This is a genomic window from Vreelandella venusta (assembly GCF_007989605.1).
Classification (GTDB): Bacteria; Pseudomonadota; Gammaproteobacteria; order Pseudomonadales; family Halomonadaceae; genus Vreelandella; species Vreelandella venusta.
This window is the reverse complement of record NZ_BJUL01000004.1, coordinates 130,602-150,527: the sequence shown is the minus strand read 5'-3', so window position 1 is coordinate 150,527 and position 19,926 is coordinate 130,602. Positions and strand designations below refer to the sequence as shown.

At 52.6% G+C, this 19,926-nt stretch carries 19 protein-coding genes and 1 CRISPR repeat array (1 of these 20 cut by a window edge); of the genes, 5 read left to right on the top strand and 14 right to left on the bottom strand.

Features of this window, described 5'->3' with window-relative positions:
• Positions 1 to 1,991: direct repeats of the CRISPR family, unit length 28 nt; unit sequence GTGCGCTGCCGCCCAGGCAGCTCAGAAA (it extends 668 nt beyond the left edge of the window).
• Positions 1,992 to 2,334: 343 nt separating this feature from the next.
• On the top strand, positions 2,335 to 3,141 hold the full coding sequence (locus HVE01_RS05970; protein ID WP_146943004.1) for a mechanosensitive ion channel family protein: 807 nt from the start codon (positions 2,335 to 2,337) through the stop codon (positions 3,139 to 3,141).
• 82 nt (positions 3,142 to 3,223) lie between these two features.
• Here HVE01_RS05970 and HVE01_RS05965 read toward each other — a convergent pair whose 3' ends face one another.
• Both HVE01_RS05965 and HVE01_RS05960 read right to left on the bottom strand, forming a co-directional pair.
• Positions 3,224 to 3,526: a hypothetical protein gene (locus HVE01_RS05965; RefSeq protein WP_125744988.1), complete on the bottom strand. Its 303-nt coding sequence runs from the start codon at positions 3,524 to 3,526 to the stop codon at positions 3,224 to 3,226.
• 364 nt (positions 3,527 to 3,890) lie between these two features.
• Positions 3,891 to 4,514 (bottom strand): hypothetical protein, encoded by a 624-nt coding sequence (locus HVE01_RS05960; RefSeq protein ID WP_146943002.1) that lies wholly within the window; start codon positions 4,512 to 4,514, stop codon positions 3,891 to 3,893.
• Positions 4,515 to 4,998: 484 nt separating this feature from the next.
• Here HVE01_RS05960 and glnA point away from each other — a divergent pair, with 484 nt between their 5' ends.
• From glnA to glnG, 3 genes are all read left to right on the top strand, one after another.
• Entirely contained in the window at positions 4,999 to 6,405 is a 1,407-nt protein-coding gene (gene glnA, locus HVE01_RS05955; protein WP_125744992.1) for a glutamate--ammonia ligase, read from the top strand.
• Between the two features lie 373 nt (positions 6,406 to 6,778).
• The gene (glnL, locus tag HVE01_RS05950) at positions 6,779 to 7,837 is read left to right on the top strand and encodes a nitrogen regulation protein NR(II) (protein WP_125744994.1); all 1,059 of its coding nucleotides are present in this window, start codon (positions 6,779 to 6,781) and stop codon (positions 7,835 to 7,837) included.
• Positions 7,834 to 9,264, top strand: a complete 1,431-nt coding sequence (gene glnG, locus HVE01_RS05945) for a nitrogen regulation protein NR(I) (RefSeq protein WP_125744996.1) — start codon at positions 7,834 to 7,836, stop codon at positions 9,262 to 9,264. Before glnL ends, glnG begins: the two co-directional genes overlap by 4 nt.
• A gap of 54 nt (positions 9,265 to 9,318) precedes the next feature.
• Here the strand turns inward: glnG and HVE01_RS05940 are convergent, their stop codons facing one another.
• The 6 genes from HVE01_RS05940 to HVE01_RS05915 form a co-directional block, all read right to left on the bottom strand.
• A complete protein-coding gene (locus HVE01_RS05940) occupies positions 9,319 to 10,167 on the bottom strand; it encodes a ChaN family lipoprotein (protein ID WP_146943000.1) in 849 nt (282 codons plus the stop codon).
• A 12-nt stretch (positions 10,168 to 10,179) separates the two neighbouring features.
• The gene (locus HVE01_RS05935; RefSeq protein WP_125745000.1) at positions 10,180 to 10,356 is read right to left on the bottom strand and encodes a DUF6435 family protein; all 177 of its coding nucleotides are present in this window, start codon (positions 10,354 to 10,356) and stop codon (positions 10,180 to 10,182) included.
• A 180-nt stretch (positions 10,357 to 10,536) separates the two neighbouring features.
• Complete coding sequence (locus HVE01_RS05930) at positions 10,537 to 11,049, bottom strand: YqiA/YcfP family alpha/beta fold hydrolase (RefSeq protein WP_146943119.1); 513 nt, start codon at positions 11,047 to 11,049, stop codon at positions 10,537 to 10,539.
• Between the two features lie 5 nt (positions 11,050 to 11,054).
• Positions 11,055 to 11,189: an entericidin A/B family lipoprotein gene (locus HVE01_RS05925; RefSeq protein WP_125745002.1), complete on the bottom strand. Its 135-nt coding sequence runs from the start codon at positions 11,187 to 11,189 to the stop codon at positions 11,055 to 11,057.
• 959 nt (positions 11,190 to 12,148) lie between these two features.
• Positions 12,149 to 12,688, bottom strand: coding sequence for a phosphatase PAP2 family protein (locus HVE01_RS05920; protein ID WP_146942998.1), 540 nt, complete (start codon positions 12,686 to 12,688; stop codon positions 12,149 to 12,151).
• A complete protein-coding gene (locus HVE01_RS05915) occupies positions 12,651 to 13,862 on the bottom strand; it encodes a glycosyltransferase family 4 protein (RefSeq protein WP_146942996.1) in 1,212 nt (403 codons plus the stop codon). The genes HVE01_RS05920 and HVE01_RS05915 overlap by 38 nt, the downstream gene beginning before the upstream one ends.
• Before the next feature lie 494 nt (positions 13,863 to 14,356).
• Between HVE01_RS05915 and HVE01_RS05910 the strand changes: the two genes are divergently transcribed.
• On the top strand, positions 14,357 to 15,358 hold the full coding sequence (locus HVE01_RS05910; protein ID WP_146942994.1) for a porin: 1,002 nt from the start codon (positions 14,357 to 14,359) through the stop codon (positions 15,356 to 15,358).
• A 150-nt stretch (positions 15,359 to 15,508) separates the two neighbouring features.
• On the opposite strand, the gene HVE01_RS19815 is transcribed toward HVE01_RS05910, so the two are convergent.
• The 6 genes from HVE01_RS19815 to HVE01_RS05885 form a co-directional block, all read right to left on the bottom strand.
• Positions 15,509 to 15,649, bottom strand: coding sequence for a hypothetical protein (locus tag HVE01_RS19815; RefSeq protein ID WP_167457096.1), 141 nt, complete (start codon positions 15,647 to 15,649; stop codon positions 15,509 to 15,511).
• A gap of 173 nt (positions 15,650 to 15,822) precedes the next feature.
• Positions 15,823 to 16,191, bottom strand: a complete 369-nt coding sequence (locus HVE01_RS05905; protein ID WP_125745011.1) for a DUF1428 domain-containing protein — start codon at positions 16,189 to 16,191, stop codon at positions 15,823 to 15,825.
• Positions 16,188 to 16,565, bottom strand: a complete 378-nt coding sequence (locus HVE01_RS05900; protein ID WP_125745013.1) for a YciI family protein — start codon at positions 16,563 to 16,565, stop codon at positions 16,188 to 16,190. The genes HVE01_RS05905 and HVE01_RS05900 overlap by 4 nt, the downstream gene beginning before the upstream one ends.
• Positions 16,562 to 17,407: a YciI family protein gene (locus tag HVE01_RS05895; RefSeq protein WP_146942992.1), complete on the bottom strand. Its 846-nt coding sequence runs from the start codon at positions 17,405 to 17,407 to the stop codon at positions 16,562 to 16,564. The genes HVE01_RS05900 and HVE01_RS05895 overlap by 4 nt, the downstream gene beginning before the upstream one ends.
• Before the next feature lie 97 nt (positions 17,408 to 17,504).
• On the bottom strand, positions 17,505 to 18,731 hold the full coding sequence (locus HVE01_RS05890; RefSeq protein ID WP_146942990.1) for an RNA polymerase sigma factor: 1,227 nt from the start codon (positions 18,729 to 18,731) through the stop codon (positions 17,505 to 17,507).
• Positions 18,732 to 18,873: 142 nt separating this feature from the next.
• Entirely contained in the window at positions 18,874 to 19,926 is a 1,053-nt protein-coding gene (locus HVE01_RS05885; RefSeq protein WP_125745019.1) for a sn-glycerol-3-phosphate import ATP-binding protein UgpC, read from the bottom strand.

Below are 19,926 nucleotides of genomic sequence, written 5' to 3'. Positions count from 1 at the left end.
CCGCCCAGGCAGCTCAGAAATTGGCCCATTTTGGGGAGTGACTGGCTTTCGTGTGCGCTGCCGCCCAGGCAGCTCAGAAAAGTTTCGCCATGAAACCAGCCGAGAGCAAGACGTGCGCTGCCGCCCAGGCAGCTCAGAAATGCTGCTCGGTCTTGTTATTCGATAGCACCTGGTGCGCTGCCGCCCAGGCAGCTCAGAAAAGTGGCAAGAAAGTAAGCTTTACGGTGTGTTTGTGCGCTGCCGCCCAGGCAGCTCAGAAATCCGCGCCCAGGCCCTCCAACGCAAGATGGAAGTGCGCTGCCGCCCAGGCAGCTCAGAAACGTGGAAACGAAATCGTCCTGCCCAGCGTGAAGTGCGCTGCCGCCCAGGCAGCTCAGAAATTGCCGACGCCAACGACCGCTTCTTTCGTCTGGTGCGCTGCCGCCCAGGCAGCTCAGAAAGCGATCGTTTTATGGACAAAGTACGGACTCAAAGTGCGCTGCCGCCCAGGCAGCTCAGAAAAGAAGTGATTTATCGAGCCAACCCGCTACCTTGTGCGCTGCCGCCCAGGCAGCTCAGAAACTTTCATGTGATGGCCGTCATGCTCACTGCTAAGTGCGCTGCCGCCCAGGCAGCTCAGAAAATGCCGGGTGATCATGCACCCGGCCGCAGGTAGTGCGCTGCCGCCCAGGCAGCTCAGAAATCGACCCAATCCCCCCAAATACGTTCTCCTTCGTGCGCTGCCGCCCAGGCAGCTCAGAAATGGCTGATGGGTAGTGAGCGCACCATGAAAGCGTGCGCTGCCGCCCAGGCAGCTCAGAAATCATCTAGCAGCGCGGACTGATCAACCATCTCGTGCGCTGCCGCCCAGGCAGCTCAGAAATGCAGCCGCTCAACGCGAACCTTGGTAATTTCGTGCGCTGCCGCCCAGGCAGCTCAGAAACTGCGCAAGTTTTGGCAAATGGCCCGCTTCACGTGCGCTGCCGCCCAGGCAGCTCAGAAATTCGGCGCGGTGGTTTTACGTGTTGCCATGTGGTGCGCTGCCGCCCAGGCAGCTCAGAAAAAGAGATGACTGCCGCCGATCGCAAGCGGATGGTGCGCTGCCGCCCAGGCAGCTCAGAAAACGTTGGAAGCATCCAGCATGCCGATCTCTCTGTGCGCTGCCGCCCAGGCAGCTCAGAAAAGCACCAGGCGCTTCCATTCGTTGCCGAAGATGTGCGCTGCCGCCCAGGCAGCTCAGAAAGCTGAAATCCCAGTCAACGACTCTGAATTCGCGTGCGCTGCCGCCCAGGCAGCTCAGAAGTGAGATTGCTAGTCCTAGTATGTGCGCTGCCGCCCAGGCAGCTCAGAAATGCATAGTCCATTTCGCACAGCACAACCCTGGGTGCGCTGCCGCCCAGGCAGCTCAGAAAAGCGAGCAATACAGGTAATGCGCGGCTTGCTCGTGCGCTGCCGCCCAGGCAGCTCAGAAAAGCACGTACTCCAGGTCGTCGATGCTCAGTTTGTGCGCTGCCGCCCAGGCAGCTCAGAAATGCCCGATGATCGCCGCCGTAAACAGGAAGGCGTGCGCTGCCGCTCAGGCAGCTCAGAAAAGAACCACCTAGCGCTGGATGAAGAACTAGAAGTGCGCTGCCGCTCAGGCAGCTCAGAAATGCTCTTCAAGATAGTCGTGTCTGTCGTACACGTGCGCTGCCGCTCAGGCAGCTCAGAAAATTTTCCATTATTAGACCAAGAGAAAACACAAGTGCGCTGCCGCTCAGGCAGCTCAGAAATTACACGCCCAAGCGGCGGCTTTCACCTCACGGTGCGCTGCCGCTCAGGCAGCTCAGAAAAGTGACTGGTTTCAAGAGCGGTGGCCTACCCCGTGCGCTGCCGCCCAGGCAGCTCAGAAATAGGTACACCACGAGATGGGATGAATTACCCGGTGCGCTGCCGCCCAGGCAGCTCAGAAAGTGGTCGCTGGGGGCGCGGTGTCGTTCGGAAAGTGCGCTGCCGCCCAGGCAGCTCAGAAATCTAATGTTAGATTTGATTTAACCGGGCCAGAGTGCGCTGCCGCCCAGGCCGCTTTGGTGCTACCTGAAACTGGTATCGCTGTGCAGCGTTTTCGCGGGTGCGCTAACGCTTACGCCGCGCTACTCGAAATGTGCATTACCTTCATTAATTCGTAGGTTAGATGTTGCCGCCCAGACAGTTCAGTGTTTAGTCGGTGTGAATGCTCTCTCAGTTTCGGCGTCATCATCACAATGGTGCTTTAATTGTTAAATATGGTGAGGAAGAGAGTGTTCAAAAATAAAACTGCTTTAACATAATGATTGGGGTGTGTTTCGGTAACTGCCATCTAGAGGATATTACGTCGTGGAAAACTTTCTTGAGCAATTTGGAGCTTACGTTCCTTTGATTATCAATGCCGTGAAAGCATTGTTGGTATTGATTGTGGGCTGGATGGCTGCTGGGATCGTCAGCAGCTTAGTGCGTAAGCGGGTGAATGCGATACCGCGTATCGACCCTACTCTGGGCAATTTCCTTGCAGCCTTGGTGAAGTGGGGCATTCTACTGGTTGTATTTATTACGGTACTGGGTCTGTTTGGTATTCAGGCTACTTCGCTAGTTGCTGTGTTGGGCGCAGCCACGCTGGCTATTGGCTTGGCGTTGCAGGGCACGCTGAGTGATTTAGCGGCGGGGTTTATGCTGATTGTGTTTCGTCCTTACAAACTGGGTCAGTTTGTGGATATTGGGGGCACGTCCGGTACGGTAAAAGATCTCAACCTGTTTGTGACGGAATTAGTGACGCCTGACAACGTGCAAATTATTGTGCCTAATGGGCAGGCTTGGGGGGCTATCATCACTAACTTCTCTCATCACTCGACACGCCGTGTCGATCTGGTGTTCGGGATTGGCTATGACGATGATGCTGATCTGGCCATGGCGATCATCAGCGGCTTGGCGGAGGCCGACAGCCGTATCCATGGTGATCCTGCACCTTGGGTAAAAGTTACTAACCTGGGAGCCAGTAGTGTGGATCTTAGTGTGCGGCTTTGGGTCGATGCCGCGGACTATTGGGATGTGAAATTTGATATGACGAAAGCCGTCAAAGAAGCCTTTGATAAGCAAGGTGTTTCAATACCTTATCCGCATTCGGTGGAAATTCAGAAAGCGGGGTAAATGTTTCCGTTGATTCGGTTTGGCAAGGCGCGCCCTTTAAAAGGGCGCGCCTTGCTTTTGTCGTTTGTGATGGCGGTTACTCTTAATCGTCCTCGTCCCAGTGTTCCATCGCGCGTTTGTCATCGGGAAGCCGGACGATGTCACCTACGTTAAGCTCGTGGTGGGAATCGTGGTGGTGCCCGTGACGATCAAGAATAGCGGCAACGGTGCCGATGCTGACGGCATCTTCATCACGATAGGCTTCTACTTTTACCCGCACAATGCGGCCTAGATAACGGGCTGAGAGCATGGCGCCTGGGTAGGGCGGATTGTGGTCGGGGTCATTTTTAAAAAACTCTACAACGCTTGCACTGCCAGGTTCATCCCATTCGATATGCTGGTGCATTGTCAGTGTCCTTTTGTTGAGCGGTATTAGGTAGCGTGATGTTTAAGTGTAGTGTGCGTTGGTGCGATAGAGCCAATGACTGCTGAGGCATTAAGGTGTTTAGGCCCGTTGTAGGCGCATTCGCTGGTTGATTAGTCTGGTGTTCCGAAGAACTTGTCCTTCAAAGAGCTTGTGTTTAAAAGCAGTCTAGGTAGTGCCTTTCTTTGTGCTGTTTATAGCTTGGTTAGTGCATTAACCGATTCTTGCCGATGGTATTGGCTTATTCGTGGTGAATAATATGGTTAACACTATGACAGCGATGGGAGTGCTCATTGGTAAACATTTGAGCGTCTAGCCAGCAGGAAGTCCTAAGCTATAAGTGATGTTAAGTATCCGTATGCGAACTGGGAGGAGGCCGGTAGGGTTTGTTACTCCTTGATAGCGAGCCGCGAGTAACCCCTGATGCGTCTATGCTGAAGGTTTGTAAACGGGTAGGGCATGCATAAAGGCGCTGAAGTAAATCAGCCAGCGCTGCTTCATCTAACTCTGGGTCTAAGCCTCCCAAGCGCTCGAACCACGTGCGCCTGATGGCTATGTAGGGAGGAATAGCGACGCTTGCGCCTAAAAAGCATTGGAGTAAGCGTTCGGATAAGCGGGGTGGCTCGCTGCCAATCAAAAAAGCATCCAGCGTGTACGTGTCTAGCTGGGGGTAAAGTAAACACCATAATTTGGCTACCGGCGTCTGTTGTTGCATTGCAATTAGCAACCAGTCCGCTTGGCTGAGATACGCTGCACGATTGATCCTTGCGCCTAATGGCTGGGAAGGGGTGACAAGAAAGTGAGCATGGTAGCGTTGCTCAATGTCCTGCATGCGTGGGTCGGGAGTGGCGCTGGTCACGATAATGGGAAGTGTGTGGTCTGCAAAGCCTGTTTGGCGAATAGTGCGCAGGTGACGTGGTAAAAGGGCACCTGTGACTGACGCATCAACAATAAAGCAGACCGTGCCCATGCGAGTGGCTTCCTGTGTTGTGAAAACCTGTTGTGAAAACCGTTTGTTATTAAATCTATCTGTTTGTAATCAATTGTAGGCGTGAGTTTCTTTTGGTATCAAGCTAAAGTTTAAAGTGATGAGGAAAATAGTCGATGTTTGATGTGCACCACATTGGTGCCTGCCAGTCTCTGCTTGTTCTTTATTGGTGCGTTTTTCTGAGTTAAATGACTATTTTAGGCGAAGCTCGTTATTGTAGGCAGTGTTATGCTACATGAAGAAGCACGATGCCTTATTTTTTAGTCTTTTAAAAATAAGGTCTTAGAGTTAATGTATGCTATGTTGGTGCAGGGTTGGCATGCTCTGTGCTTAGTATTAGCCAGCGGCTAGCGGGTCGTAGGCAGATGCCTCTCGGCGTGCTACAACGATAGCCGGTTTGTTTAATAACTCTTTAATCGGTAGCTTACTGTCACAAGCTTAAGCCACGTTCCTACCGGAGGACACTATGTCAGCCAAGACTCTCGCGCTAATCGAAGAGCATGATGTTAAATGGGTAGATCTGCGTTTCACCGACACGCGCGGTAAAGAGCAGCACGTCACCGTACCGGCACGGGACGTGGACGAAGAGTTTTTCGAAAATGGTCAGATGTTCGATGGTTCCTCTATCGAGGGCTGGAAAGGCATCAACGAATCCGACATGATTCTTCGCCCTGAAGATGGTACTGGTTTCCTCGACCCCTTCACCGAAGACGCTACCCTGATCCTGCGTTGCGATATCATCGAGCCTGCCACTATGCAGGGCTATGACCGTGACCCGCGTTCTATTGCCAAGCGCGCAGAAGCTTACCTGCAGTCCACCGGCCTGGGCGACACCGCCTTCTTTGGCCCTGAGCCTGAGTTCTTCATTTTCGACGAAGTTCATTGGAAATCCGATATTCAGGGTTCCATGTACAAAATTACCTCTGATGAAGGCGCTTGGGCGACCAGTAATCAGGTAGAAGGCGGTAACTTAGGGCACCGCCCGCGCGTTAAAGGCGGCTACTTCCCGGTTCCCCCGGTTGATAGTTTCCATGACATCCGTGGTGCAATGTGTAACACCCTGGAAGCGATTGGCCAGACCGTTGAGGTTCACCACCACGAGGTTGCTAACGCGGGTCAGAACGAAATCGGCGTTAAATTCAACACGCTGGTGAAGAAAGCTGACGAAGTTCAGGAAATGAAATACGTGATCCACAACGTGGCCCACGCTTACGGCAAAACCGCGACGTTCATGCCGAAACCGCTTGTTGGTGACAACGGGTCTGGTATGCACGTGCACCAGTCGTTCTGGAAAGATGGTCAGAATCAGTTCGCGGGTGATGAGTACGCTGGGCTTTCCGAAATGGCGCTTTACTACATTGGCGGTGTGATCAAGCACGCCCGTGCTCTGAACGCCTTCACGAACGCCTCTACTAACTCGTACAAGCGTTTGGTGCCTGGCTTTGAAGCGCCGGTTATGTTGGCTTATAGCGCTCGCAACCGTTCTGCGTCTATCCGTATCCCATACACCGCTAGCCCGAAAGGTAAGCGTGTTGAAACACGTTTCCCTGACCCGACCGCCAACCCTTACCTGTCGTTCGCGGCGCTGCTGATGGCGGGTATCGACGGTATTAAGAATAAGATCCATCCTGGCGATGCCATGGATAAAAACTTGTACGACCTGCCGCCAGAAGAAGGTAAGTCAGTACCGACCGTTGCTAACAGCCTGGACCAAGCATTGGAAGCGCTCGACGCAGACCGTGCGTTCTTGACCGAAGGCGGCGTGTTCACTGATGACATGATCGATGCATACATCGACCTCAAGATGGAAGAAGTGGAGCGCATTCGCATGACCACTCACCCGATTGAGTTCGATATGTACTACAGCTGTTAAGAGCGATAGCTAAACATATCTGCTAGTACCACCCCAGGGTGTGATTGGCCTAAAACCCCGCTTCGGCGGGGTTTTTTTATACCACAGGTTTTTTTATACCACAGAATAGTGAGTCGAAGAGGCCTGTTGGCGGGGAAAGCGTTGTCTGCAGTGCCGCACTGATGGGGTGATTATTTTTATTGTTGATGGGTCGCGTGCACTATAATGGTGCAATAGGTGGGCGGCTGACAGCACGGGCTGTGCCATAACAGCTCGCTACGCCCCTGTCTCCTGCTCATTAGCCGTGCAAATGGTTAATTGGCGCGCTTTTTGCAGTTTCTCTTTTATACGCTCGATTAACGCTATTTTTTACAGCGACGCTTCAGGATACGCCATGTACCAGCGCTTACTTGAACACCTCACCACTGCAGTCTTACTGCTAGATGGTGAACTCCGTGTTCGTTGGATGAACCCGGCAGCGGAAGCGTTGCTAGCGGTGAGTTTTAGCCGTGTGCAGGGCATTAGTTTAGACACGCTGTTAGGGGGCGATGAGAGTATTGATGATGTCCTCGCTAAAGCGCGAGATGCCTTTCATCCCTATACCCAACGCGAAGCACGTATTACGCCGCAGAACAGCGAGCCATTAACGGTGGACTACACCGTGACCCCGCTTTCAGCCGATGAATTGTTACTTGAAGTAGAGCCCCGTGATCGGCTGATGCAGATTTCCCGGGAAGAAGCGCTGACCACCCGGCAAGAGACAATCAAAGTCTTGGCGCGGGGCTTGGCTCATGAAGTTAAAAACCCCTTAGGCGGGATTCGCGGTGCTGCCCAATTATTGGAGCGCGATCTGGACGATCCTGCACTACGTGAATTCACCCATATTATTGTGGAAGAGGTGGACCGGCTGCGAGATTTGGTCGACTCCATGTTGGGCCCCAATCGCATCGTCAAACATGAGCCGGTCAATATCCATAAAGTGTTAGAGCGGGTGCGAGCCCTGCTGATTGCCGAGCATCCGCATGTTGAAATCCGTCGTGATTATGACCCGAGTTTACCGGATCTTTCTGGTGATGAGTCTCAGATGATCCAAGCGGTGCTGAATGTGGCACGTAACGCGGTACAGGCCATGAGTGATGCAGCAACGCCCTCGCCGGAGCTTACGTTGCGCACCCGCGCCCGGCGCCAATTTACGCTGGGCGCTGAACGCCATCGTTTAGTTAGTGAAGTGGGGGTTATTGATAATGGCCCCGGCATACCTGAAACGTTACGTGAAACGCTTTTCTATCCCATGGTTTCTGGGCGCGCAGAAGGTAGCGGCCTTGGGCTATCAATTGCTCAATCGATTTTGCACCAACATCAAGGATTGATCGAATGCGACTCACGCCCTGGACATACCGAATTTCGTTTACTGATTCCATTGGTTGTTAATTTCACCGGAGAAGCGTCATGACTGAGGCGACACAAACCGATGTGGCACGAGTGGTTATTGTCGATGATGACCGCGCCATCCGTTGGGTATTAGAGCGGGCCTTAGCGCAGCCAGATCTGGATATCGAGTGTATTGAACGCGCCGATACCGCATTGGAGCGATTGTTAGAAAATCCACCGGATGTGCTGGTAACTGACATTCGAATGCCCGGCATTGATGGGCTGGATTTAATGTCCCGGGTGCGTGACGCACACCCTGACCTGCCGGTGATTGTGATGACCGCGCATTCGGACCTCGACAGTGCCGTGGCATCTTACCAAGGGGGCGCCTTTGAGTATCTGCCTAAACCCTTTGATGTGGACGAAGCGCTGGCGCTGGTGCGCCGTGCGGTCGCTCATGCAAGAGAGCGCCAACGCCCGGTCAGCGTGCCGGAAGGGTTAAGTGCGGAGATTATTGGTGAAGCGCCTGCTATGCAGGAAGTGTTTCGCGCCATTGGGCGGCTTTCCCACTCCCACATCACGGTGTTAATTAACGGTGAGTCTGGCACCGGTAAAGAGCGTGTTGCTCAGGCGCTGCACCAACATAGCCCACGGGCAGGCAAGCCGTTTATTGCGCTGAACATGGCGGCAATTCCCCGCGACTTGATTGAGTCTGAACTATTCGGCCATGAGAAGGGCGCGTTTACCGGGGCAGCGCAACAGCGCCAAGGCCGCTTTGAACAGGCTAACGGTGGAACGCTGTTTCTCGATGAAATTGGTGACATGCCCGCTGAAACGCAAACGCGCTTGCTGCGTGTGTTAGCCGATGGTGAATTCTATCGCGTGGGTGGCCATACGCCTGTAAAAGTCGATGTACGTATTATTGCCGCTACCCATCAGAATCTGGAATCGTTAGTTGACGATGGGCGGTTTCGGGAGGACTTGTTCCACCGCTTAAACGTGATTCGCGTTCATCTGCCGCGGCTTGCCGAACGTCGGGAAGATATTCCGCGTTTAACCCGCCATTTTTTAGCGGAAGCAGCCAAAGAGCTGGCCACCGATATCAAGGTGTTAACGCCCGAAGCAGAAGCGCATCTTACCCGCTTGCCGTGGCCGGGCAATGTGCGTCAATTAGAAAATATTTGTCGTTGGCTAACGGTAATGGCCTCTGGCCGCGAAATTCTTATTGAGGACTTGCCCCCAGAATTGCGCTCGCTCAGCGCTTCGGAAGGCAGTGTTTATGGCGATTGGCGTTCCGCGTTCAGGGATTGGGCTGACCACGCGTTGGCGGAAGGCCACACCCACCTGTTGGAAGAAGCCGTGCCGGATTTTGAGCGCATTCTGATTGAAACGGCGCTAAAACATACCGGCGGGCGCAAAGGAGAAGCCGCCGAATTACTCGGCTGGGGGCGCAATACACTGACCCGCAAATTGAAAACGCTGCTGCCTGCGCTGGCAGATGATGCCTAACTGCCCCTTCATTGAACAAACAGCCTGTTAGTGGCGCGCCCCCTTTGTCAGCGGTTACTCTGCCGCTGGCAGTACAAATACAGCGTCTGCTAATGCAGGATCGGGTGGCTCACAGGTTTCTGTTGACCAGGGTAGTAAGCTGAAGGTGTGATCTACCCCCAGCCCATCAAGTTGGTGGGGCACACCATCTTGGTAAATTACATGGCCTAAACCCATTAAGCCAACGGCCAATTTACCCTCTAAGGCGGCGTCAGCCAGCCCTTCAGCCATCGCGACATCCCAGCTAAGCTGGGCCTGTAAAAAGCGCTTCATCATAGCGGGGTCGTCACCCATTGCATGCTGGTCAAATACGTCTTTTAAGCGCATTTCATAGCCAGCGCTTGGCGGTAACGGAGCAGGTATATAGTGTCGCTGGTCGATAGGCACACTGCCGAAGCCGTCACGAGCTAAGCGCTGACGCAGTTCGGGCGTAATGTTTAGGGCGACCAAGGGAATCCGTTGAACACGCGCGAAATGAAGAATGGGTAAGTAAAGGTCAGCATCGAACCCCCAGTGCTCCCCCCAGCGGGACTGCTCCAGCAGCTCTTCTTCGGTTAACAAGCCCGCAACCCAGTCATCAAGCACGGGTTGCGCTTCCCGGGGCAGCATTTCTAGCCCAATGACCATATCGTCACGCAGCGCGTAAAGCCCCGCGAGGGTATGTAACTGCCAGCGGTGGTGGTCCATGGCATCATGCTGCTCGCCCAATAGGACGACCTGATGCTGTACCGCTTGGGCTAAAATAGCGCTGTTAGCAACAACATATTGCGATTGCCACCACTGGCCAGGAAGAGGACAGCTATTAGCATTAGCCGCTAAAGGTAGCCAGCTTAGAGCCATGGCAGCAATGAAAGGATGGCGCATGAGCATAGAGTCCTAGCGTGCTTCTGCTTTAAGGCGATTGATCTCAGTCAGAATAGCTTCTGCTTCTTCCGTCAATGTGGCGTTAGCTCTCATGTCACCATTGCGCGAAGCTTGCATTGCGGCCTGTAATTTACGCTCGTAATCTTGCTGGAGTTTTTTCTTAGGATCGCGTTTGAATAGACCAAACATGAGCATTCCTCTATGGTTTGTACATTACTTGTATAGCTTTGTTTGGCGTATGTCGACTATTTGTTGTAACACTTCGTTAGCCAAAGTACGTTTGCGGTTCATGTTGAGCTAACTAGCGCGGCTTTAAGAGCGTTATTTTCAAAGGCATGGTTTTTAAAGAGATAGTTTTTAGAGAAATCGCTATTGAAGACACAGCTCTAAAAACCGCTCGAAATCGGCAAGTATGGTATCGAGACTGTTCTGCAGGCGATGGTCATCGTCAATCATGCGTAATGAAAGTCGCTGACAGCGGGCATGCTCAATGACGGGGCCTGGCGGTACGACATCGTCTCGCCAGCCATGAATGATATGCGTGTGCTGTGCTTGCAGTGTGAGTGAGGTTTGCGGGTAGTCTGGCAAACCAAGCGCGGGGGCTAATAAAAAGCAACCGAGCACGGGTTCCTGGGCACTCACCGCTGCACTTAACCACCCGCCGAGACTGGAACCCGCTAAAACACAGTTAGCCAGCGTGTCGTTTCGCTGATCAATCACGCTAAGTAAATGCTCTAAACGCTTCTGCGGCTCTTTTAAGCCACGGTAGTCCATGACGACCGGTTCGCAGTTCTCAAATTTCTCAGCAACCCCTTTTAGCGCTTGTACTTTCAGGGCACCAGGCCCGCTTTCCAGGCCGTGTGAAAGGTAAATCGTCACCATGGTCATTAGCTACCTGCGGAGCGCTGAATAGCTTCGCCGCCTCGTTCAATATCTTCGCCTGCGCCGCGAATGGTGTTGCAGCCACTAATCAGTAGAAGTGTCACCATCATCAATACACTGATCGCTATTGCACGCTTCATCGAAAGAATCCTCATTAGCTGAGTGCTTGTAGAGCAGTTTTAGGTACGCTGTTATTAAAAATAATCGCTGCGGGCAGCTGATGCCATCAATTTCCCGTCGTTTGCGTGCTGGCTGGCCGTGCGATTTTGTCGCATGTGTCAGTTTTAACCATAAAATCGCTGCGTTTCGTGCTAGGTTAGGTGCTGGTAAAATATTTCAAGTGTTTGTTATTTATATGCTTTTTTGTTTAAAATGGCATTTGGCCTATTGTCTGCAACAACCTGACTACAGTCGTAAGCTTGTTACTCGAACTTTTAGCTGAGGACTAACCGCCAAAAGCGCTTCGCAGTAGCGTCAGCCACCATTGATAGTTAGCCATTATGGGTAAAAAAAGCGTGAGCAGGCTAATAGGTAATTAGGGAAGGCATGGAGCCATATTAGCAAAAGGACGTGAAAGGACATTTAGCCTGCTCACCCTTATCAGCGTAAGGAAACGCTGATCATCACTGCCAGGGAATAGCATCGATGCAAAATCACCATCTCGTGAGAGCGAGGTGGTTTTTTTGCGTTATTTAATTTTTTTTAACACTTTGATTCTTCTGGATATTTAACTTGTAAAGACATTTTGAACAACTTTTGTATCAATAAGTGTGACATTTTGGTCTATCCTCTGGTGTAAACCAAAATTTAGCGGTTAGAAGACGTCAACGTAGCAGCCGCACACTTCCAGGGACAAGCGCTATGGCGATGGTATTGATGGTATGCATGTTTGTGCTGTTTCTAGGGTTTTCGGGAGTCGGTCTTTACATGATGTTCAAAACATCATTTATGACCACAATAGAGGACCGTGACGATATACCTCCCGATATGTAGATAATTAAAACGATAGGCCATTAATTGATCACACCAAAAGCCACCTGCGTCTACGTTGGTGGCTTTTTGCTTTTATTGATACGCCATTGAGTAACCGGTGACCGAGTTACCCCATCCAGTAAAGGCTCAGTAGCGCAAAACCATAGCCCATGGCTGCGCCGGCAATGACATCACTGACATAGTGCAGCCCAAGCCCCACCCGCGAAATGGCAATCAGTAAACTAAGGGGAATCACAATAGGTAGCAACCAGGGGGTATGGGCGGCCACCAATACGCTGAACATCACCGCATGCATGGTGTGGCCGCTGGGGAAGCTGTATTTGTCTCGGGCAGGTTCGCCGCAGTGGACGCCACCTAGGTAAGTGATAAACGGGCGTTCGCGACAGAGCCGCGTTTTTACCAGCTTATAAATAGCGACTGCGAACAGTGCGATGGCGCTGTACTGCATGATTCGCCAAACGCCGTTAGGCTGTAACCAGGGCTGTGCTGCAATTAATAAGACCCAGACAGGCCAGTCTCCCAGCTTGCTTGCCGTCTGCAGCGTTAGCCGCCAGGGGCGATAAAGCGTTAGCTGTGTTACCCGTTGGCAAAGCTGCCATTCAAAGACATCAAGACGATCGAATACGACAAGCGGACGCGGACGCATGGTGAGTCTCCTGGGCATTTTGTAAATAGCGTAAGAACTGCTCTGCGATTCCCGGCCAGCTTTGCTCTAGTGCACGTAGGCGTGCGGTTCTACCTAGGCGGGCGTAGTCGGCAGGGTGCTGGCATAACGCGACGGCAGCCTGTTGAAAGGCAAGCGTATCGCCAGGGGGCACGGTGATGCCGTTGTGCCTGCTTTGAATCAGCTCAGCGCTGGCAGCGTGATGATAGGCCACGACGGCCAGCCCGCTAGCCATGGCCTCAGTCACCACATTTCCCCATGTTTCTGACTGAGAAGGGAAAATAAAAATATCGGCACTGGCATAGTGGCGTGCTAGTGCCTGTTTATTTATAAAACCGGTGAAGTGAGCATCGGGTAGCGCTTTCTGTAACTGAGCGCGGCCTGGACCATCGCCAACAATGACGTGTGCCATATCGGGGCGCACGTCACTCATGGCCTGCAACGTTTCTTGCAGCAATGCGAGGTTTTTTTCCGGGGCTAAGCGGCCCACATGCAGAGCAACAGGTTGATGTTCGCTGACTCCCCACTGTGCGCGTAGGGTGTTGTCGCGGTGGGCTGGGGAAAATATATCGCCATCAATGCCGCGTGAGAGCACCTTTACACCGCGGATATCCTGAGCGCGCAGAGCATCCGCCTGTTGTTGTGTAGGCACAAGGGTAAGGTCGCAGCCGTTATGGAAGTAGCGTAAATATCGCCGCGTGGCGGCCGCTAGCCACGGCACCCCATAGTCATGGCAGTAGTGATCGAAATTCGTATGCCAGCCAGCCACTAGAGGTATGTTCAGTTGGCGTGCAGCCTGCCGAGCTGCCCAGCCTAGAGGGCCTTGGGTTGCTAGATAAATAGAGTCGGGGCGTTGCTTCTGCCAGAAACGGCGCAGTGTGGACGGTCTGGCAAGGCCAATCTGCACAGCGTTATACCCAGGCAGCGCTAATCGCCGAACCTGAAGCTCTTGGGATGGTTTTTGATACGGTTCTTGATACGGCTCTTGAGAAAGCCCTTGAGCGGCATTGACGGCACTGGCAGCCATGCTTGGTTTAGGGCGAATAACATCCACTGTTACCCCCAACCGAGTGAGTTCACGACATAGCCTATTTAAGGTATGCGCAACACCATTTATTTCTGGTGACCATGTTTCGCTAACGATACAGAGTCGCATGGGCGATCCATCCCTTTATCACGTTTTTACTCACTATTGCATGCACTGTTTCATTGACTATGCGTAGCGACAGTGACACTGCCAAGACAGCCTAGTGAACATAGGATGACAGGCCGCCATTTTTAATGGCGAAACTCTCCAGTGAATGGTGAAGCCCCCTAGTGAATAGTGATGCCTTAGCAGATCAAGATGTCGGTCAGGTTGCACTTTTATGGTTGTCAAAAAAACGCTAAAAAAATAAAACTTTAAGAAGAATGACATATATCGGTTTTAAGGTGGCTGACGACGAGGTAAACATATCCTCGATTGTGCCTTCGCAATGCACAATTAAAAGCTCAGTAAACAGCTTAAACATAATTTTTCGATTTTTATGATGACCCTTTTCTGACGCGTTTAGGGTTAAGTAGAAATTAAGTTAGAAGACTTCAGTGTCTGAATTTTCTTGCAACTAAAAGTGCTGGTAACAAGCGCTAACTACTTTAATGGGATCAATCATGTTTAAAAAGGCGACACTTGCTCTAGCTGTTAGTGGTTTGTTGGGTGCCTCTGCGGCTCAAGCGGCAGTGGTTTATGACCAAGACGGCACGACGCTAGATATCTACGGCCGCATCGCCATGGGGTTTGAAGGCGGTGGCGAAAAAAATGGCGTTGATAATGGAGAAGAGTTCCGTAATTTCGGTTCTCGTTTGCGCTTTACGGCAGGCCATCAAATCAACGCAGACCTGCGCGCGTTTGCACGGGTAGAGTGGCGTTTTACTGGGGATGAACGCAGCCGCCCGGGCTTTGACGAAGTGCGTAATAGCTATCTGGGTCTTGAAAGCAAGCAGTACGGTACCTTCATGGCGGGTAACTATAACAGTTACTACGATAACTACGTGATGACACCGTTCGATGTTTATGTAGAGCGTGGCTATGAATTTGCCGGCGGTGGTCTTCAGGCGCGTGGCGACTCTCTGGGCTATAAAACGCCTGAAATCAACGGTTTCCAGGCTGTTTTCTCAGCAAAACATTTTTCTGAGCGTGGTCTCACAGAAGCGCAGCAGTCTAACGAAGGTAGCGTTATCGCCACCCAGGGTGGTGTCGTTTACTCGACTGGCCCCTTACGTTTCGCGCTTGGCTATGTAGAAGATTCCGTACGTGGCGGTGGCAATGGTGAAACACGTTTTGGTACCACGGCCGAGTACGAGATCAATGATGCTTTCTCTGCGCGTTTAGGTTATGAAACCCGTGGTGATAACGATAAGCGTGGAGGCGGTTTCGACACAGTAGGCCTAGGTGGTAGCTTTGCTACCGGCGCTTGGACCTTCTATCTCGATTATTACAACATTGACCTAGAGAATGCTGATAAGGATCGTGACGCTTGGGCAGCTGCGGCGCATTACGATGTTTCTAACAATTTTGATGTGTTTGTTGAGCTAAATGACGCTAATAAAGATGCCAATGATAACTTCGAAGATGATCTTTATTATGCAGTGGGTGCCCGCTATCACTTCTAAATGATAAATAGCTTCCTTAGCGCTTTAGCCACTTATTAAGATCGTTTTGCCGATGTGCTAAAAGCACATCGGCTTTTTGCGTTATGTTATTTATTATAATAGCAACTAGTGTTCGATACCTTGTAGGGCATACGCCTTGGTAATGTGTGGTTAGTCTAAGGGCTTCTTTGTCGCTGGCGTTTGGCGCTTTTTCTCGCGGCGGCGCTGCTTGGCTAATGCGTTGCCGTTAGCCAGCTCCTCTAAGTAGGCGATTTCTTCGTCGCTGAGTGGTTTGCGCGGTTGGTTTGTCATTGATATCACCACATTGTCAGGCCTTTCTAGCACGCTAACGATGAACGATGACATCAATATGAAAGGAGCCATTAAGATACGCTTTAGTCACTATGGGGGTGCGCTAGGGGAAGTCACTAACCAAGCGGAAGGGCTTGCGAGCCGTTTCTATGGATTGAAACGGCTCGGCGTCCTCACATAGCCATGATGCTTTCAAAGCCTCCATAAATAAGGCGCTTGCCGTCAAATGGCATGGGGTTAACGTCGCTTTGTAAGCGTGGATCTTCCATGACTTTTGGCATAGCGACATCGCGTATCGCTTTGGAAGGCCACTCTATCCATGAAAAAACCATGCTTTCGCCATCTTTTCGCTTAACCGCCAGGGAGAACGAGGTGACTTCGCCTTCAGGAACATCGTCTTCCCAGCACTCGACCACCCGTAGTGCGCCAAACTCTTTGAACACTTCTGCGGCGGCACGGGCGTGCTCAATATACTGAGATTTATTCGCGGTCGGCACCGCAGCGATGAAGCCATCGACATAGGGTGTGGCGTTAGTGTTCATGCGGTATCTCCTGGGGTTGTTTTGGGTGGCAGTTCTCGGGCGGGGCGTACTTCAATGCTGCCAAGCCGAGCTGGCGGGATGCGGCTCGCCAATTGCAGCGCCTCATTCAAATCGTGAGCTTCTAGTAGGTAGAAACCAGCCAGTTGCTCTTTGGTTTCGGCAAAGGGGCCATCGGAGATTAGTGTCTCGCCATCACGCACGCGCACAGTGGTTGCGGTTTCCGTTGGCTGTAACGGCTGCCCGGCGAGGTAGTTGCCGCTGGCGCTCAGGCGCTCGACCCCTGCAATACACTCCTGGTTGAGATCGTGCCACTCCTGTTCGCTCATGGCATTGATGATTTGCTCTTGGTAATACACTAGCGCAACGTACTTCATGGAGCGTCTCCTTCGGTGGCCAAGGGGCAGTTTTCTGACGAAACGTTAACCATCCAGCCGACGCCAAAGCGGTCGGTTACCATACCGAACCCAGGCGACCAGAAGGTGGCTTCGAAAGGCATGACAATCTTTCCGCCCTCCGCTAGCTGAGCAAAAGTGTGTGCGGCCTGCTCGATATCCCGATACTCCAGTTGAACCTCTACCCCTTGTGGCGGTGTATAACAGTCAGCCGCCATATCGGCACCCATCAAGCGGCGCCCACGTAGGTTCAGCGAGGCATGGATGATGCGGTCGTGAAGGGCGGGGGGCATGTGTTCAGCGGCGGGTGTTTCAGCGTAAGTCAGAAGGCATTCCAACTGGCCACCAGTGATATCGGCATAGAACTGCATGGCTTCACGGCAGGTGCCGGGAAAAGCGACATGCACGTTCATGGCATCCGGCACACGAGCAAGGTTACGGTGCTGCTCAATGCCGGCACTGGGCTCAAAATCCTCCAGCGAGAAGTAGCGCCGCAGCTCAAGTGTCACGTTGCCATCGGCATCTTGGGTGGGCCACTGCTGAGCCCAATGAATGGCCTCTTCCAGCGTTGGCGCTTCTAGTACGCTGTAGCCAGCAATGCGCTCACTGGGGTGAGAAAAAGGTCCTGGGATAACGGTGGGAGTACCCTTATCGAAGCGGATCAGGCAGCCATCGCTGGTTGGACGTAAGCCATCACCGCCTAAAAATACACCAGCCTCAGTTAAACGCTGGTTATAAGCGGCCATGTCGGCAAGCAGTTCTTGGGAGGGCATAACGCCGTTTTCGGTATTGGTATCGGCACGGCGAATTAGCATGAATTTCATTGAGAGTCTCCTGGATGAACCGAGGGGGTACTCTTACTAATCGTTTGGGGCGAGCGGAAATCGACATGGTCGGACTATTTTTTTATCACGTTTTTTATCAATGCTGTTTTAGCTCAGACAGCCGCCTGCGCAAAAAGCGCTTCTCTGGATCAAGCGTCGCCAGCACGAGCGCCTGCTGATAGGCACTGCGCGCTGCATCATATTGGCCTTGGCGGCGCAGTAAATCCGCTTGTGCCGCGTATAATAAGTGGTAGCGGCTCATTTGTGGGTGATGGGCTAACTCATCGAGAAGCTGCAAGCCGGTTGCCAGCGCGCCATTCATGGCGATGGCCACTGCACGATTGAGTGCCAGAATGGGCGAGGCATTGTGGCGGCATAGCGCATTGTAGAGCCGCACGATTCTTCCCCAGTCGGTCTGTTCGGCGCTGCTAGCCTGTGAGTGTTCCGCGGCAATTGATGCCTGTAGGGTGTAGTAGCCGGTTGGAGTGAGCGCTAGTGCCTGCTCAAGCCATTCGATACCACTATTGATATCCTCTTGGTGCCACAAATCTCTGTTTTGTTCGTCCAGGGTGACTAAGTCACCCGCGCTGTCTTGGCGTGCATCGCGACGAGCATCATTAAGCCGCATCAGTGCCATCAACCCGAACACCTCGCCACTGGGTAGCAGCCTTGCTAACGCCTCACCGAGGCGCATGGCTACCTTCGTCAAGCTAACATCAACGACCTGGCTGCCCATGCTGCGTGAGTAGCCTTCGTTGAACACTAAATAGATTACCTGGAGTACATCCGGCAAGCGTTCGGGAAGTGCTTCGCTGTCAGGTACTGCGTAGGGGATGCGGGCATCGCGAATTTTGCGTTTAGCGCGTACGATGCGTTGCGCCAGCGTAGTGGGTTTCATAAGTAACGCACTCGCCACCTGTTCGGTAGTGAGGCCGCACATTTCCCGCAGGGTTAATGCCACGCGGGCTTCCATGCTCAGGCTTGGGTGACAACAGGTGAACAACAGGCGCAGTGCATCGTCTTGAATCGTCGCTGGTTCTAGATCCAGTGTCTCTTCGGCGGGTAACAGCAAATGAGCTCGGCGGCGTGCCGTGCTGCGTTGGCGAATTTGATTAACCCCACAGTGGTAGCCGGTACGAATTAACCAGGCTTGAGGGTTGTCGGGTGAACCGTTAATTGGCCATTGTTGAACCGCTGCCACAAACGCATCCTGCATTGCTTCTTCGGCAAGCTCAAAATCCCCTAGTAAGCGAATCAGAGTCGCCTGTACGCGTCGGGAATGATCGCGGTATAAGCTGTCGAGGTCATTACATTCTGTCTTCATAGACCAGTATTCATCATAGAGATCCATACGCTACTACCGGCAAAAATAGCTGAGCAGCGAGTTATTGTTATTAGCTCAAACGTAGCGCATGAAGTCTCCGATGATGTGCTTTTCTTATGCAAGTTTTTCTTAAGTCGCGCTGTCAACCATCGGTGCGCTTTTGAGTGGTGCTGTTAAAAGGATGAAGAGCATCGCGGGGCACGTAGAAACGTAGTGCTTCACCTTCACGAACGGCTGGCTGGCCCGCGGTGCGAATCACCGTGGGTTGCTCGCTGTCGGCGAGATTAACGTACAGATGGCTTTCCGCGCCTGCCGCCTCAAAGAGCATGAGTGTTGCGTCGATGGCTAGGTGTGGCGCATCGGGTGCGGTGAGGTGCATGTCATCTGGGCGAATGCCGAGGGTATCGGTGCCTTCGGGGAGGTGTTCCAGCATGCTGCTGTTTTGAGTACGCAGATAATCCAGCGGCAACATGTTCATTGCCGGAGAGCCAATAAATTCCGCAACGAACATGGTAGCCGGGCGGGCGTAGATCTCCATCGGGGTGCCTACCTGCTCAATTTGCCCGGCATTTAGCACGACCAAACGGTCGCCCAGGGTCATGGCTTCCAGCTGATCGTGGGTGACATACAGGCTGGTGGTTTTTAGGCGACGCTGTAGCTGTTTAATCTCCACCCGCATTTGCACGCGCAGCTTGGCATCCAGGTTGGAAAGCGGTTCATCAAACAAGAAGGCTGAAGGCTCGCGCACCAGCGCTCGGCCCATGGCTACCCGCTGGCGCTGGCCGCCGGAAAGCTTGCGCGGTTTGCGCTCCAGGAAGTCTTCAATCTCCAGCATCTTGGCCGCTAAGCGCACGCGTTTATCGATGTCATCTTTTTTGAAACCGCGGTTCTTTAAGCCATAAGCGAGGTTGTTGTAGACGGTCATGTGCGGATAAAGCGCGTAGTTTTGGAACACCATGGCGATATCGCGCTCGGCGGGCTCTAACTTATTGACTACCCGGTCGCCGATTTTGAGCGTGCCTTCGGTAATGGTTTCAAGCCCCGCGACCATGCGTAGCAGGGTCGATTTGCCACAACCGGATGGCCCGACGAGTACTACAAATTCGCCATCTTCAATCTGTAAGTCGATGCCTTTGACGGCGTGAACATCGCCGGTATAGGTTTTCTTCAGCCCCTCCAAGGTAATACTGGCCAT